10 protein-coding genes are annotated in these 16,581 nt (G+C 46.4%); 2 read left to right on the top strand and 8 right to left on the bottom strand.

The annotated features are described in order from the left end of the window. Positions 1-31: 31 nt before the first annotated feature. On the bottom strand, positions 32-1,045 hold the full coding sequence (locus tag CBP12_RS12655; protein WP_086964948.1) for a Fe(3+) ABC transporter substrate-binding protein: 1,014 nt from the start codon (positions 1,043-1,045) through the stop codon (positions 32-34). A 315-nt stretch (positions 1,046-1,360) separates the two neighbouring features. Between CBP12_RS12655 and arfB the strand changes: the two genes are divergently transcribed. Then, positions 1,361-1,777 carry an alternative ribosome rescue aminoacyl-tRNA hydrolase ArfB gene (gene arfB / locus CBP12_RS12650; protein ID WP_086964946.1) on the top strand — a complete coding sequence of 139 codons (417 nt, stop codon included), beginning with the start codon at positions 1,361-1,363 and terminating at the stop codon, positions 1,775-1,777. A 214-nt stretch (positions 1,778-1,991) separates the two neighbouring features. Here the strand turns inward: arfB and CBP12_RS12645 are convergent, their stop codons facing one another. After that, a complete protein-coding gene (locus CBP12_RS12645; RefSeq protein WP_086964944.1) occupies positions 1,992-2,348 on the bottom strand; it encodes a YacL family protein in 357 nt (118 codons plus the stop codon). Between the two features lie 413 nt (positions 2,349-2,761). Here CBP12_RS12645 and CBP12_RS12640 point away from each other — a divergent pair, with 413 nt between their 5' ends. After that, entirely contained in the window at positions 2,762-4,228 is a 1,467-nt protein-coding gene (locus tag CBP12_RS12640; RefSeq protein WP_086964942.1) for a uracil-xanthine permease family protein, read from the top strand. Between the two features lie 133 nt (positions 4,229-4,361). Here CBP12_RS12640 and CBP12_RS12635 read toward each other — a convergent pair whose 3' ends face one another. The 6 genes from CBP12_RS12635 to lpdA form a co-directional block, all read right to left on the bottom strand. After that, positions 4,362-5,042 carry a Fe2+-dependent dioxygenase gene (locus CBP12_RS12635; RefSeq protein ID WP_086964940.1) on the bottom strand — a complete coding sequence of 227 codons (681 nt, stop codon included), beginning with the start codon at positions 5,040-5,042 and terminating at the stop codon, positions 4,362-4,364. 123 nt (positions 5,043-5,165) lie between these two features. Then, the gene (locus CBP12_RS12630; protein ID WP_198341815.1) at positions 5,166-7,424 is read right to left on the bottom strand and encodes a TonB-dependent receptor; all 2,259 of its coding nucleotides are present in this window, start codon (positions 7,422-7,424) and stop codon (positions 5,166-5,168) included. A gap of 264 nt (positions 7,425-7,688) precedes the next feature. Continuing rightward, positions 7,689-10,286, bottom strand: coding sequence for a bifunctional aconitate hydratase 2/2-methylisocitrate dehydratase (gene acnB, locus CBP12_RS12625; RefSeq protein ID WP_086964936.1), 2,598 nt, complete (start codon positions 10,284-10,286; stop codon positions 7,689-7,691). A 239-nt stretch (positions 10,287-10,525) separates the two neighbouring features. Continuing rightward, positions 10,526-12,832 carry a patatin-like phospholipase family protein gene (locus tag CBP12_RS12620; RefSeq protein ID WP_086965590.1) on the bottom strand — a complete coding sequence of 769 codons (2,307 nt, stop codon included), beginning with the start codon at positions 12,830-12,832 and terminating at the stop codon, positions 10,526-10,528. A gap of 165 nt (positions 12,833-12,997) precedes the next feature. Beyond that, on the bottom strand, positions 12,998-14,869 hold the full coding sequence (locus CBP12_RS12615; protein ID WP_198341814.1) for a methyl-accepting chemotaxis protein: 1,872 nt from the start codon (positions 14,867-14,869) through the stop codon (positions 12,998-13,000). 236 nt (positions 14,870-15,105) lie between these two features. Further along, complete coding sequence (lpdA, locus tag CBP12_RS12610) at positions 15,106-16,530, bottom strand: dihydrolipoyl dehydrogenase (RefSeq protein ID WP_086964931.1); 1,425 nt, start codon at positions 16,528-16,530, stop codon at positions 15,106-15,108. Positions 16,531-16,581: the final 51 nt, after the last annotated feature.

Raw genomic sequence — 16,581 nt, 5'->3', positions numbered from 1 at the left:
CACACTCAAAACGGGGCCTTGCCCCGTCTTTTTATAGATCGAATTTAACGTCGTCTACCAATTGCACTGCGGTTTTAGCATGAGTTGCTATATCAACCAATGGGCGTTTATCGGCAGCGAAATCACCCCAACCTTTAACTAATTCAGAAGGTTCAACGCCGTCTTTAACAGGGTATTCATGATTAGCAGAAGCATAAAGATGCTGCGCTTCATCACTGACCAAAAACTCCATTAACTTCACCGCGGCGTCTTTATTTTTAGCATGTTTAGCCAAGGCAACCGCAGAAATGTTAACGTGAGTCCCGCGATCTGCTTGGTTAGGGAAGTTAATATATACACCTTCTGCTGTTTCGCGCTGCGCTTCATCACTGAGCATCACGCCATAGTAATAGCTATTACCCAGTGCATAATCGCATACCCCATCGTTAACCGCTTTGATCTGGTCACGGTCACCGCCTTGAGGTTTTTGTGCTAAATTAGCTTTTACGCCTTGTAACCAGGTCTTGGTCTCGGCTTCGCCATGTTCATCGATCATGGAGGAAATCAGCGCCACATTATAAGGGTGTTTGCCGCTGCGAGTACAAATCTTTCCTTTGTACTTAGGATCAGCTAGCTCTTCATAGGTAATGTCATCACGCTTACCCACTCGGTCTTTGGCAGTATAAATAGCGCGCGCGCGGGTAGTCAGTGCAAACCACTGGCCATCTGCATCACGGTATTGAGCAGGCACACTCTTTTCTAAAATTTCGCTATCAACGGGCTGAGTTAAGTCTTTATCTACCACTTCCATTAAGCGGCTGATATCAACAGTAAGTAATAAGTCCGCAGGTGAAAGACGACCTTCTCGCTCTAAACGTTCAGCCATGCCATCTTTTAAAAACACCACATTAACATCAATCCCCGTTTCTTCAGTGAAGGTATCGATAATGGGCTTGATTAGAAAATCTTGACGGTTTGAATACACATTAACTTCTTCGGCAACCACTTGGCCGGCCACACTGGCCACTAGCAAGGCGGCGGCAGATAACGCTAACTTAGTAGACATGCTTAACATCCATTTGTTGAGTGAGAATAATTAATGTTCAGGAGTATACTCGGGCGCCCTAAAGAAGCAATCCACATCGAAATGATAAAGAGTTTCATGCGCAACCGTGTTTGCTAGTGTGCCAACAATAGCGCGCCAAACCTTGCGCCAGATCATTCCTCACCTTACTTACGCCTAAAAAAATCGCGGCAATTCACAAGAACACGAATGTGTTAACATAGAGAAGGTACGCGCTTAAATAGCCCTACCTTCACTAGTGTAATAAACAGGCTAAACCTACAAATACAGTCTGTTATTTAGCCACAAGGAACTTAAATGCTCACTATCTCTGCTCGCGTCATTATTCCCGAGCATGAATTAGAATTTATCACCATGCGCGCTAGCGGCCCAGGCGGACAACACGTTAATAAAACCGACTCTGCCGTGCAGCTGCGCTTTAATTACGCCAACAGTCCAAGCCTGCCAGCAACCTATAAGTTAGCTTTAGCGAAAATGAAGGATAATCGGGTATTGGAGTCGGGCTGGATTATGATCCGCTCAGAAAATCAGCGCAGCCAATTAATGAATAAAGACTTTGCTAAGCAAGCCTTGGTCAATTTATTGCAATTAGCAGGCAAGCCCGTAAAAGTACGCCGCCCCACTCAGCCCAGTAAGAACGCGAGGCGCAAGCGAACCGATAGCAAAACTTATCGCGGTAAAATAAAAAGCGCCAGAGGAAAGGTAGAGTTTTAATTTAAGCGCCAAGCTGAAAGACTACTACCGTCTTTTGTTGAGCTTGGTGCTGGGCGCTTAGTGCTTACGTTAAGATCACTATTTTTACTTCACTTTTCCGTGTCTTGCGTAGCACAGGGGATTTAGTTACTAAGGTTTAAAGCGAGATCCTAACGTACGTCAGGATGACAGCATAAAGACCAACTCCGCTCTTTCTTTAGTTTGGCGCAGTGTCTTACTTATTCGTACAAAAATCTCGCCACTGCACTAACACTCGAGCTAAGTCATCCAAGCCGCAGCCGGCATAAAGCTCATCATCGTAATACACCATGCCCTCTTCTAGCTCACTGTCAAAAGATAAGGCATGAGCGCTAAATTCAGCTTCTTCAGGAGTTAACAGCAAGCTGCACTCACCATAAGATCTTTTAACTTCTTGCTGTTCACCAGTTTCCAGCTGCTTAATTACGCTCAATAACTCGCTGGCCTCGACCACAGTCACTTCATCGGTAAGCCAAGCGCCCATGACTTCATGGCCCATGGAAAAACGGGCTCTATGCTGGCCATTTAAGTCACGAAAAAATTCAAATTCCACTGCATCGATCCTTTTACCATCTCGTGCCAGTCTTTTAAAAGCGGCATCAAAAGAGCGAGTTTACTCTTATTAGCCTAACTAAAGAAACCTCACCTTAAGTTAATAAAGTCTAGGTCAGCTAAGGCATTGATTCAGCACAAAGCCAGAGACTCAAACGCAACAACTATTAATAAAAGGCATATTAAGATGTAAAACATGCATGCTTTGAGTTGGTCTAAATCTGTCTTCTCACTTACTCTATGCGCGCTCGTCATCAGAGCAGGCCTAGTAAGTAAAATAACAACAAGCAACATACAACAAATTAACATTGTTGCAGCAATAGTCTTTATGTGAAAACATAGCTTCGGATGCAAAAGCATTCAGGGGCACTAAGCCGTTACCTTCTTGCTACTTACTTTTGGAATGCACAAATCATGAGCCAATCAGCACCCACTCAAGCCCAGCTCAGCCAAAGTGAACTGGTATACAAGCTACACGACAAACCGCCAGTGATGCAGGCGTTATTTGCTGCAATCCAGCATTTGTTAGCCTTGTTTGTGGCGGTTATTACGCCCCCCTTAATTATTTGCCAAACATTGGGCATTCCGGCTCAAGACACGGCACATATTATTAGTATGTCGTTGTTTATTACCGGTATCGCTTCTTTCATTCAGATGAAACGCTTTGGTCCGATTGGGACTGGCTTACTGTCGATTCAAGGGACTAGCTTTAACTTCTTAGGCCCCATTATCGCCAGTGGTTTAGCGATGAAAGACGGGGGCGTCACCACCGAAGCTATGCTGGCTGCCATTTTTGGTACTGCACTGTTAGCTGCGCCCACCGAGATTATTTTATCGCGCTTTTTACACCTAGCTCGTCGCATAATCTCACCGCTAGTGAGTGGCATTATCGTGACTCTTATTGGTTTAACGCTCATTCAAATTGGCTTAACCTCTATTGGTGGCGGTTTTGGCGCCATGGCCGATGGCAGCTTTGGCTCTTTAGAAAATTTAGCACTAGCCGGTACCGTATTGCTGATCATTATTATCATGAACTGCATACCTAACCCCTATGTGCGCTTATCTTCCATTTTAGTCGCCATGGTTGCCGGCACCCTACTTGCCATGTATATGGGTAAGGTACCACCGGCGGTAGTGACTGACACAGCAGCCATCGCTTTACCTATTCCGATGAAATACGGGCTAGGTTTTGATGCTTCGCTCTTTATTCCCCTCGTATTGGTGTTTTTAATTACTGCACTCGAGGGCATTGGTGATACCACAGCCACTTCTGAAGTATCCGGTGAGCCGGTATCAGGTCCTATTTATATGAAACGTATTAAAGGCTGTGTCATGGGTGATGGTGTTAACTCCTCCTTGGCCTCAATATTTAATACCTTCCCTGTTTCTACTTTTAGCCAAAATAACGGTGTTATCCAAATGACCGGTGTAGCCAGTCGCTACGTGGGTTTCTTCGTGGCAGGCATCTTGGTATTAATGGGTTTGTTCCCAGCCATTAGTACCTTAGTGCAGCGCATCCCTGAGCCAGTATTAGGTGGGGCAACCCTGGTGATGTTTGGCTCTATTGCCGCAGCGGGCGTGCGTATTTTATCTCGCGAGCGCTTAGACAGACGTGCTCTGTTTATTATGGCAATTTCATTTGGTGTTGGTTTAGGTGTGTCTCAGGTACCGGATATCTTGCAGTTTATGCCAAGCTTGGTGAAGAACGTCTTCTCCTCTGGCATGGCTGCCGGCGGTATAGTAGCCATTATTTTGAACTTAGTGATGCCGCTTAGCCCAGAAGCTAAAGCCTTAGAAGATGAAGCTCAAGCCGAAGACTTAGCCTATCGTTTGCAAGAAAAAGCAGACAAGGCTCAAAAAAAGGCCATGGCTAATTCTTAATTAAATTAGTTTGTAAGATAAAGCCGAGCGCATTTTAAATGCGGTCGGCTTTTTTATTTTAATTCATGTAAGGCGTAAGGAGAGAAATGGCAGGCAAAAGGGCTCACCTCACTATTCACTTCCCCCACCTAAGCTACAAGGCCCAGCGGCGCAACAAATTATGATAGACACCGGTTAGCTGAATGCTGGTCTCGCTATCGGTACCTAATTGTTGATTTACTTGCTGAATGCTGGAGTCTAAATCAAATAATAACGTCCGTTGGCCATCATCACGCACCATGCTCTGGATCCAAAAAAATGAGCTAATGCGCGCGCCTTGGGTCACTGCCGTTACCTGATGCAAGCTGGTGGACGGGTATAAAATTAAATCTCCAGCCGGTAGCTTAACGCTGTGCGCGCCGTAATTATCTTCGACGACTAACTCGCCGCCTTCATATTCCTCTGGCTCACAAAAAAATAACGTTGCCGATAAATCGGTACGAATCGACTCTCCGGTGGCGTTATTAAAGCGCACCGAATTATCCACGTGGATACCAAATGACTGCCCGCCTTGGTAGCAATTAAATAACGGTGGAAAAACTTTAGCCGGCAAAGCAGCAGCAATAAATAGCGGGTGCTTAGCAAGGGCGCTAGTGATCATGTCACCTATGTAGCGCGCGGTATCGCAGTCTTCTGGCAGCTGTAAATTGTCTTTAGCCATCATAGATTGAAAACCGGCGGTACTCTTACCATCTTGCCAGTCTGCAGCAAGTAACAGCTTACGGCACTCGGCCACTTGCTCTGGCGTTAATATGTTGGGAATGTGCAACATCATAAAAAATCACTCCTCAAACAATAAAGCCCCGCGAGGGGCTTTATTCGTTATACGCTGTACGAAAAAAAGATAATGTTTATCTGCTTAAACGTACGGCGTAAGGCGCTAAACGTACAGCGTTACTTAGAAACGGTAGTTAGCCGATAATACCGCCGAGCGACCATCACCTAGCTCTAATGCTGAGCCACGAGCATCGTCACCGGCACGGCCACGGACACGTTCGGCATATTCTTTATCAAATAAGTTATTGACGTTTAGCTGCAAATCAAAGGCATCAGTAACTTTATAAGAAGCCATGGCATTGTGAACCACATAGCTATCTACTTTCTCAGGTACATCGGTCGCGACGGCACGTGAACCAATGTACTGAGCGCCATAACCTAGCTCTAAGCCGGGTGCCACTTCATAAGTAGTCCACAGGTTTGCGCTGTTACGCGGCGTATTGCCTAATTGGTTACCAATAGTTTCTGGTGCCGTGACAGAGTTTTTGGTCTCGCTATCTAAGAAAGTATAGTTAGCAAATACGCGCCATTGTTCAGTAATTTCACCAGTGATGCCTAGCTCAACACCTTGTACACGCTGCTCACCCGCAGTATACATATTATCAGCGGCATCTTTTTCTTTAGCGTTAGTCTTATCAACGCGGAACAAGGCGCCATCAATGCCTAAGCGGCCATCCATTAGCTCCCACTTGGTGCCCAGCTCCCAAGTGTCATTTTTTTCTGATTTTAAGTTCTCTACACCTGCATTACCTCTAAGCGGTAAGCTTCCTGAGGTAGCAAGCGCTTCAGCTGAGGGATTAAAAGAAGTACCGTAGGCTAAATAAACACGGCCATTATCGGCAGGTTTATAAACCACACCGGCACGACCACTAAACATTTTATCACTAGTCGTGGTAACGCCATCTTTATCTTTACTTGAGGTTTCACCAGATACCCAATCATGGCGCAAGCCTAAGCTTAAATCCCATTTTGGCGCTAAGCCAATAGTATCAAACACGTACAATGCCTTAGTATTTAATACGGCATCGGTACCGCCACTGTTGGCATAGTTGGTAGGTCCATTCCACTGACCTGGCGGATTATAAAGATCATAACCATTATCAGGATACTTACTATTACCTTGACCTAAGTTATAACTACCAGAAGTAAGATCATAAGTTTCACGAGCAATTTCGCCGCCTACTAGTACATCATGTTCAAACGAGCCAGTATTAAACTCTGTGCTAATACCCAGCTGGTTAATCAATAACTCATTTTTAGCATCACGGCGATAGGCTTGAGGCCCTGCAGGTAAATATTGCCCATCTGGTAGGAAATTACCCTTATCAACAATATATTTGCCTGGATTCTTTGGATCTGCTTTTCTTTTAAAACGGCTAATATGCGACGCAGACACAGTTGTATCTTTATGTACTTGACTATAGCGGGTTTGGTTTTCGATACGCGTCGTATCATTTAGCTCATGTTCCAGCTTAAGGGTAAGCGCGTGAGATTGAATTTTTTCTTCATCCAAATTGCGCCAGCCAAAGTAAGACTCGCTATCTATTCCTGGTAATACTTTGCCATCTTGTGCCGGCAAGCCGTAGTCAGGAAGATTATCATCGGTTTGGTAGAAGTAGCTTAAGGTGGCGCGGGTGTCTTCACTTAGGCCAATAGTGAGTGATGGCGCTATGCCGTAGCGTTCACGGTCGATGTCGTTGCGACCAGGCACATTGTTTTCATGAGCCATGATATTAAAGCGAAAAGCACTGTCTACGCCCACATCTTCTAAGGTTTGGTTAGCATCTAAGGTTAAGCGGCGATATTGATCGGTCCCCAAACCCGCACCTACCTCAACAAAGTCGCGTTGTTTAGGCGCCTTACTGACTTGGTTAATAGCGCCACCGGTAGTGCCAGCACCACCAAATACTGAGTTAGGACCTTTTAATACTTCTACTTGTTCAATATTAAAGGTGTCGGTGCGGTTATTTTGGCTGCTATCGCGCAGACCATCAATTTGCATATTAGAGTTAGCGCTAAAGCCACGGATGTTAATTTTATCACCCGAGCCGCCACCGCCCTCGCCCGCGTCAAAGGTAATGCCTGAGACGTTAGATAATACTTGGCGCAAGCTCAGTGCTTTCTGCTCTTTAATGATCTCTTGTGGCACTACGGTCACGGTTTGCGGGGTGTCCAATAAGGGCTTAACGTATTTACTAGAAGCGGAGTTATTCGCCTTGTAGCCTTGCTCGCGAGATTCTTGCACTGTCACTGTGTCTAATTGCGTGACGCTTTGCGCTTGGGCCTGTGCAGTCATGGCCAAGGAAGCCACGGCTAATCCAACTGCTGAAGACACCATTTTTTTAGGTGGACGAGAAGACGACTTAATAAAGGTTTGCACTACCAGCTCCTTGATAAAAACCACTTTTGAGGAAGAAAATAAAGCCATAAACTAAAGGCGAGTCATTCTCATTTAAAGTATGATTCATATCAAGCTATTTAAATGCTTTTCCAAAAAGTTCCGCTAAATTAGAAATAAAACGACGCCAACCGTCACATTAGCTTCTGCATAACACTCTGCTCTTGTTAGCTATAAAATGTTAGCCATAAAAAAAGCCAGCCCCTAAGGGCTGGCTTATAGCAGGTAATCAACTAAAGATAGCGGTTACACAACTTGCTGAAAAATCACCGTGTCGGCTTTTTCTACATAACTGTCTAACTGATCAAAGTTTAAATAACGATAAGTATCGGCGGCGGTAGCATTTAGCTGCTGTGCATAACTCATGTATTCGGCAACGGTGGGCAGTTTGCCATGAATGGCGGCTACCGCGGCCAGCTCAGCAGAGGCTAAATAAACATTTGCACCCTTACCTAAGCGGTTCGGGAAGTTACGCGTGGAAGTAGACACTACCGTGCTGTTGTCTGCTACGCGCGCTTGGTTACCCATACACAAAGAACAACCCGGAGTTTCAATACGTGCACCGACGCGGCCGAAAATGCCGTAGTAGCCTTCATCAGTTAGCTGATCACGGTCCATCTTGGTCGGTGGTGCAACCCACAGCCGCGTGGGCAGCTGACCGGCATATTTATCTAATAGCTTACCGGCGGCGCGGAAATGACCAATGTTGGTCATGCAAGAGCCAATAAAGACCTCTTCGATTACCTCGCCTGTCACCTCAGATAACAAACGCGCATCATCGGGATCATTAGGTGCACATAAAATAGGCTCTTTAATAGTGCTCATATCAATTTCTAGCACATGGGCGTACTCGGCATCGGCATCCGCTTGCAGCAATTCGGGATTAGCTAGCCACTCTTCCATGCCTTTAATACGGCGCTCTATGGTACGACGATCGCCATAACCTTCGGCAATCATCCACTTAAGCATCACAATATTAGAGTTTAAGTACTCGGCAATCGGCTCTTTATCCAGCTTGATAGTACAACCGGCGGCAGAGCGTTCGGCCGTGGCATCGGCTAGCTCAAAAGCTTGCTCAACTTTTAGCTCGGGCAAGCCTTCAATCTCAACGATGCGACCGGAAAACTCATTGATTTTGTTAGATTTATCAACGGTTAACAGGCCGTTTTGAATGCCAAAATACGGAATAGCATGCACCAAATCACGCAAGGTAATGCCGGGCTGCATTTCGCCTTTAAAGCGCACCAAAATTGACTCTGGCATATCCAGCGGCATCACGCCGGTGGCGGCAGCAAAGGCTACTAAACCGGAACCGGCAGGAAAGGAAATACCAATCGGGAAGCGAGTATGAGAGTCGCCACCGGTACCAACGGTATCGGGCAACAGCATACGGTTTAGCCAAGAGTGAATAACCCCATCCCCAGGGCGCAGTGACACACCACCGCGATTCATAATAAAATCTGGCAATGTGTGGTGAGTGGTCACATCAATCGGCTTTGGGTAGGCCGAGGTATGACAAAAAGACTGCATGGTTAAGTCGGCAGAAAAACCTAAACAAGCTAAGTCTTTTAGCTCATCACGGGTCATGGGGCCTGTGGTGTCTTGTGAGCCGACTGTGGTCATTCTTGGCTCGCAATACTGGTTAGGACGAATGCCTTTTACGCCGCAGGCCTTGCCGACCATCTTCTGCGCTAAGGTAAAGCCTTTATCGGTTTCTACCACCACGGCTGGTCGCTTAAACACAGTTGAGGTTTCAAGTCCCAGTGAGGCGCGGGCTTTATCAGTTAAACCACGGCCAATAATCAGCGGAATTCGGCCACCGGCGCGCACTTCATCAAGCAACACATCGGTTTTTAGGCTAAAAGTACTCAACACTTCATCGCTATTATGAGCGCAAATCTTACCGGCATAAGGGTAAATATCGATGACATCGCCGGTATTGAGCTTATCAACATCACACTCAATGGGCAGTGCACCGGCATCTTCCATGGTATTAAAGAAAATAGGCGCAATTTTATTACCAATACACACGCCACCGGCACGTTTATTAGGCACAAAGGGAATATCATCACCCATGTGCCATAGCACTGAGTTTGTCGCCGACTTACGGCTAGAGCCGGTACCTACGACATCACCTACATAGGCCAGCGGAAAGCCTTGGGTTTTTAGCGCTTCTAGCTCTTTAATAGGACCAATAACACCATCTTGATCAGGCACTATATCTTGACGAGCATTTTTCAACATAGCTAGGGCGTGCAGCGGAATATCAGGGCGTGACCAAGCATCTTGCGCCGGAGATAAGTCATCGGTGTTAGTTTCGCCCGGCACTTTAAAGACGCGCATGCTGATTTTTTCAGCCAAAGGGGCGCGCTCTAAAAACCACTCGGCATCGGCCCAAGATTGCATCACTTGCTTGGCAAAGGCGTTACCGGCTTGGGCTTTTTCTTCCACATCGTGAAAGGCATCAAACATCAACAAAGTATGGCTTAAGGCCTTAGCCGCTAAGGGTGCTAATACGGGCGCATCTAGCAGGTCTACTAACGGCGCAATATTGTAACCGCCTTGCATGGTACCTAACAGCTCGGTGGCTTGAGCAGGAGAGACCACGGTTGAGCTCACTTCACCTTTAGCCACAGCGGCTAAAAAACCCGCTTTAACGTATGCCGCTTCATCCACTCCCGGTGGAATACGGGTAGACAATAATTCATAGAGAAAAGATTCTTCGCCAGCGGGAGGATTTTTAAGCAACTCAACCAAAGCGGCAACTTGCTCAGCATTCAGGGGTTGGGGGACCACACCCTCAAGGGCACGTTCTGCGACGTGGTTACGATAGGCTTCAAGCACGACTGTTTCCTCTTATTATATTCGCCATCTTGGCGGTATTATCCTTGTTGGGCGCTTAGCTTGTAGTGATTAGACCGAGCGCTAACCCCACGCGGACGTGGCGCCAGTATATAAGTTTTAACGCTAAATTAAAATCTCACCCACAGCAGTGTTACACCAAAGTACTAGTGCTATTACTCGGATATGCTAGTTGAAGATATTAAAAGCGCAGTTCGTTTTTCTTAGCCTATAAAGGGCGCCTAGAAGCTAAAGAGATTACCAAAATAAAGATAAAGGCTGCTTTTATTACGCTCGCCTTGGCCATAGGCCAAATATAAGGGCCCCCAATTGGTATCTACGCCAATGAAGACACTGCCTGCAGTTAATGCTGACTCCCAACTTACATCCGTGCCTTTATTCCACACCCCGCCTCGCTCTAGTGAGCCACCTAAATAAACCGGTGAGCGAAAAGCACCAAAGTCGTTATCAAACCAGCGGTAGTGATAAAGCAAACCGGCAAAGCCACTGTAGCGGCCACTGAGCTGATCGCGTTGATAACCAGATAAATTAAACAATCCGCCTAGGCTGCGGGCAAATACCGGTAGCTCTTGTTCAACCGTCGAGCCGCCAAGCGCCAGCTTGCTAATTAAGGTGTGGCGATTAAATTGATAAGGATTAAGCCACTCTAATTCGTAATCCAGACCGGCCGTACCTTGGTGCTGATTATCTATGATGAGATTATTATGAAAATAACCCAGTTTAACTTCGAGAGCCGTCCCGTGAGTGGGGAAAAACACATTATCTAGGGTGTCATGACTTAACCGCACATAAGGCCCATAGGAGTCTACTTTCAATTTATTATCAAGGTTGCGTGTTTCTATGGTGCCTACTACTCCTTGTATACCTAATGCCAACTCTCGCCAAGGTTTAAGGTTATAACCTAACTCAGTACTCAGCCCCCAAGTGGAATAATCGGTATCTAAGCGAGTGAGCGGGCTAAACAATTCAAACTGCGCCTGTTCCCCATCAAAGTAAAACTGGCGCGATTTTTTTTCATATTCCGCTCTAACTTTCCAAAAGGCATCATAATCACTGACAATCGGCGTATAAAACTCGCTGGCTAATAACTTATTACTGCCAAAGGTGCTTTCTACTAACCATTCCCCGCCTAAGGTATTGATATTAGTGCGCCTAAACTGGGCGCCTATTTCATAATTAGCTTGTTGGGAAAAATCATCTTCTAGGGCAAATTTTAAGTCCACAAAGCCCGGCCCCCAGTTTTTTTCACTGGTTTGTACCGTTAATACTTGCTCGCCTGCTTGTTCTTCAATGCGATAACTTACGCGTTCAAACGCATCCAAGGCATACAGTCTGCGCACGCCCGCTTCTAAGTCTTTTGACTGGTGAAATTGCCCAGGTACTAAGCCGAGTACTTCACGGATACTGGTTTCACTCAGGTGTGAATTGTTTTCAACTTTCACTTTATCTACATATACCGCGTCGGTACGTTGTAATTGGGCGCGCTTATCGAGCTTTTGCGACTGATACGCAAAGTAATCTTGCTCACTCAGAGCTAAGGCGTGTAGCTGGGATTGCATGGCGAGCGTGGCCCGCTCTCCGCGAGTGATGGCCTCTGGCATCAGTGCAAAGTCGGTTACGCCAATACCCACAATATTAGGGCTTAATAAAATATCATCGGAGGTTAATAATGAAACTTGGCGCTCTGTACTAGAGCGGGTAAGGTAATTGGTTAACTGGCTAACCATGGCCAGCGCCCCATCTAGTTGCTCGCGTGCCAGCATGACATCCCCGATGTCGACCGCAATAATGACATCAGCCCCCATTTGGCGAGCGACATCTACCGGCATATTATTGACGACTCCTCCATCGGCTAATAGTTGGCCGTCAATTTCAACGGGTTGTAAAACCCCCGGGATCGACATAGATGCTTGCATAACAGTGGCCAAATGGCCTTCTTTTAGCACCACTGGAGTCACGGTTTCCATATCCGTTGCCAACGCGCGATAAGGAATAGGTAAGTCATCAAAGCTTTGTAAGCCCGATAAATTTAAAGTGCTATTGCGCAATAAGGCACCCATGCCTTGGCCTTGAAAAAAGCCGCCGGGCAAGCTTAATTGCCAGTCTTCGCTAATCCCGATATCGGTGCGCAATAAGTATTCATCATGTTGGCGCTTACGTCGCAGGGATAATTCATCGCGCCCGACTTTATCTTGATAGCCTTGGTTCCAATCTATGCTGAGCATCTGCTGCTCTAGCTCCTTAGCATCTAAGCCAAGGGCATACATGCCGCCCACATAGGCACCCATGCTAGTACCGGTAATAATATCAATAGGAATGCGCAGCGCTTCTAAAGCTTTTATCACGCCTACGTGCGCCGCTCCCTTAGCGCCACCGCCACTCAGCACTAAGGCAATACGCGGGCGCGTCGTCTGCGCAACCGAGGCAAGCTTAATAACGTCGCCACCTTCATTTAACACATGGGTAGGTTTCGCCTGTGCCACTGCCACCCATAGCCAGCATAAAGAAAGCGTTATTATGGCGCGCATATAATAAGTCTCAAAAACTGCAGGGGCCATATTGTAAGCAGCCAACATAAAAACTTCAGTATTTAAACAACACTCTCAGCCGTAAGCTGTCAGAAGCACCACTTATACGCCCTTTAAAGCACAACACCGGCCTTAGCCGGTGTTGGAATTAACGCTTTTTTTAGTTTATGGCAGGCGAAAGCGGGCAATTAAGCGCTGTAAGTCTGTGCTTTGGCGCGCTAAGTCGGTACTACTTGACGCCGTTTGCTCGGTGGCGGCCGCTGAGTGATCTGAGACTTCACGAATACTAAAGATAGAGCGGTTAATCTCTTCAGCAACCGTGCTTTGCTGTTCAGCCGCAGTAGCGATTTGATTATTCATTTGCTGAATATGAGAAACCGAGTCGGCAATCTGATGGATTGACTCCCCTGCTTCATTGGCAATCACTACCGTATCATCGGCCATGGTGGAGCTTTCTTCCATCATCACCACCGACTCTTGGGCTTTCTTTTGTAAGCCAACAATCAGAGTACCAATCTCAGTCGTCGCTTCTTGAGTACGCTGAGCCAAGGCGCGCACTTCATCGGCGACTACCGCAAAGCCTCGACCTTGCTCTCCAGCACGCGCCGCTTCAATGGCCGCGTTTAATGCTAATAAATTAGTCTGCTCGGCCACGCCTTTGATCACATCCAAGATGCTACCGATATTATTGCTCTCAGCTTCTAATTGGTTAATGGTAGTGAGCGAGTCGCCAATATCTGCAGATAATTTACCAATTTGCTCAATCATACGTGCCACTTGGCGATCGCCTTCCGTAGCTTGGCCATCAGCAGAGCGCGCTGAGTCAAAGGCGGTTTCTGCATTACGCGCCACTTCTTGGACGGTAGCGGCCATCTCATTCATGGCGGTCGAGACTTGCTCAAGCTCAGTGCGTTGCTGGCTAACGCCAGTACGGCTTTGCTCCGACACTGCCGATAACTCTTCGGCAGAGGCGGCAATATGACCGGCGCTGTTACTTAAATCACTCACCAGTTGGCGTAAATTCACCGTCATAAACTGCATTTTATCCATTAACAAGCCGAGCTCATCCCCTCGGTCGTGCTGCATATCTTGGCTTAGATCACCGTCGGCGATGCGTTGTGATTGTTGAATAAGCAGAGTAAGCGGGTTAACGATGCCGCGGATAATAATAATCGCAAACACTATGCCGACCACTAAGGCGATTAACGACACGACAACGATAATAAACTTAGCGTCTGTACTTTCGCCTCGCATCTGTTGTTGCTGGATAGTTACTAATTCTTCAGATTTTTTTGCAATATTAATGGCATGTTCGGTAATACGGTGATCGGTACTGGCTAAATTAGCGACTAGCTCAGTAACTTGGGTTTGACGCTGTTCAAATTGCTTAATGTCATCTTGCAGGCCGCGAACCGCCCCGTCATTAAGAATGGCTAAGCGTCTATCTAGGGAGTTAATTAAACTGGTGAGATCGGTAGCCACCCGCGTTGCTACGTTATCTTGGCGACCTAGGGCAAAGTCTTTTTGATTTAGGCGAATGCTAACTAATTGTTGTAACCAGCTACTGGCCGCGTCTTCTTCACCTAATAACTGATGTGCTTGCTGTTGCGCTGCATTTCCTACTTTATTGAGCTCTACTAATGCGCCAAGTAAACTTTCGTTATATTGCACCATATTAGCCAGCTCGGTTTCATAAAATCGCGTGCCGTTCAATATTTCATCAATAATTGCAATGTCTTTAGGCTTAGTAATCATACTTTTTAGTTGTTCTGCTAGCACTCTGGCTTCGTCAACATGACTTCTTGCTTGCTCTAATTGTCCTTTATCATTAATCAACATATAGTTTTTTTGAAAAAAGCGCGCTTTACTCACCAACAAATCAATCGCTTCAGCTTTTTCTAGTTTATCGGAGCGCTGCAATACATCACTGAGTGAAGAAAAGCTGACCACCGCAGTAATTAAAATAGCCAGCAGCATCAAGCCAAAGCCCAGCGTTAGCTTAGCTTTCACACTTAAGTGAGAGAATTTTGAGAGCATATAATTATCCTTTTTGGCAGTTGATGTTGCTTCCTTAACTAGGGTTATCGGCAGCCAACCACAAACATAAAACATCATTTAGTAAAAAGACGATATTTTTATTAACCAAAAACTAACAACTTAAAGGGAAATTGAGCGAGGAAGAATGTTTACTATTGAGTCCATATTAGCAGCAGCAAACAAAACGCCCAGCAAAGGCTGGGCGTTTTTTCTAATTTAGTGATCGAGCTAGAAGTTTATTTCTTCTTTGCCTTAGCGTTTGGCATATCGGTGATTGAGCCTTCAAACACCTCAGCCGCCATCCCCACAGACTCATGCAGAGTCGGGTGAGCATGTATGGTCAAGGCGATGTCTTCAGCATCGGCACCCATTTCAATAGCTAAACCAATTTCGCCCAACAGCTCACCGGCGTTAGTACCAATAGTGGCACCACCCAGTACGCGATGGGTTTCTTTATCAAAAATCAGCTTAGTCATACCGTAAGCTGAGTCAGACGCGATAGCACGACCGGAAGCCGCCCATGGGAAGTTAGCCACTTCAACGTTCAAGCCTTGCTCTTTGGCTTCTTTCTCAGTTACCCCAACCCAGGCCACTTCTGGCTCTGTGTAAGCAATCGATGGGATAACCTTAGGATCGAAGTAATGCTTAAGACCAGAGATAACCTCGGCCGCCACGTGACCTTCGTGCACGCCTTTGTGGGCGAGCATAGGTTGGCCAACGATATCACCGATAGCAAAGATATGATCAACGTTAGTACGCAGCTGTTTATCAACACGGATAAAGCCACGCTCATCCACATTAACACCGGCTTTTTCAGCGTCTAGCAACTTACCGTTAGGTACGCGACCAATGGCCACTAATACCGCATCGTAAACTGTAGTTTCGCTCGCACCTTTTTTGTCTTCCATGGTGACATGAATACCGTCATCTTTTGCTTCAACGGCAGTCACCTTGGTTTCCAATTTCAGGTTGAACTTATCTTTAACTTGCTTGGTGTAAATCTTAATTAAGTCTTTATCAGCGGCCGGAATAACTTGGTCGAACATCTCAACCACGTCAATCTTAGAGCCGAGCGAGTAATAAACGGTACCCATTTCTAGGCCGATAATACCGCCACCCATCACCAACAGTTTCTCTGGAACTTCACGCAGTTCCAATGCACCGGTTGAATCCCAGACACGAGGATCTTCGTGGGGGATAAACGGCAACTGAATAGGACGAGAACCCGCTGCAATAATGGCGTTGTCGAAGTTGATGGTGGTGTTACCACCCTCGCCTTCTACCACTAAGGTGTTAGCACCGGTAAATTTACCGTAGCCGTTAACCACCTTAACTTTACGCATTTTCGCCATGCCACCCAAACCTTGGGTTAACTGGCCAATCACTTTTTCTTTATGGCTGCGGATCTGGTCGAGATCGACTTGCGGTGCGGAAAATGTTACGCCATGGCTGCTCATCATCTTGGCTTCTTCCATCACTTTAGCAATGTGCAATAAAGCTTTAGAAGGAATACAACCTACGTTCAGACAAACGCCGCCCAGCGTTGAATAACGCTCAACTAATACCGTTTCTAACCCTAAGTCGGCTGCACGGAATGCCGCAGAATAACCTGCAGGGCCCGAGCCTAATACCACAACCTGAGTTTTAACTTCTTGACTCATGGTGACCTCTATTATGATTTTTTGTCCCGTCTAGGCAGGTGATAAAGCCTT

Source organism: Oceanisphaera avium (genome assembly GCF_002157875.1).
GTDB lineage: Bacteria > Pseudomonadota > Gammaproteobacteria > Enterobacterales > Aeromonadaceae > Oceanimonas > Oceanimonas avium.
Note: the sequence above shows the minus strand (reverse complement) of the source record. Positions and strands in the feature narration are given on the sequence as shown.

Bases quoted from the DNA above. Each gene is read 5' to 3' on its own strand.
- arfB (WP_086964946.1), top strand. From the start codon at position 1,361: ATGCTCACTATCTCTGCTCGCGTCATTATTCCCGAGCATGAATTAGAA.
- CBP12_RS12635 (WP_086964940.1), bottom strand. From the start codon at position 5,042: ATGATGTTGCACATTCCCAACATATTAACGCCAGAGCAAGTGGCCGAG.
- CBP12_RS12615 (WP_198341814.1), bottom strand. From the start codon at position 14,869: ATGCTCTCAAAATTCTCTCACTTAAGTGTGAAAGCTAAGCTAACGCTG.
- CBP12_RS12620 (WP_086965590.1), bottom strand. From the start codon at position 12,832: ATGCGCGCCATAATAACGCTTTCTTTATGCTGGCTATGGGTGGCAGTG.
- CBP12_RS12640 (WP_086964942.1), top strand. From the start codon at position 2,762: ATGAGCCAATCAGCACCCACTCAAGCCCAGCTCAGCCAAAGTGAACTG.
- CBP12_RS12655 (WP_086964948.1), bottom strand. From the start codon at position 1,045: ATGTCTACTAAGTTAGCGTTATCTGCCGCCGCCTTGCTAGTGGCCAGT.
- lpdA (WP_086964931.1), bottom strand. From the start codon at position 16,530: ATGAGTCAAGAAGTTAAAACTCAGGTTGTGGTATTAGGCTCGGGCCCT.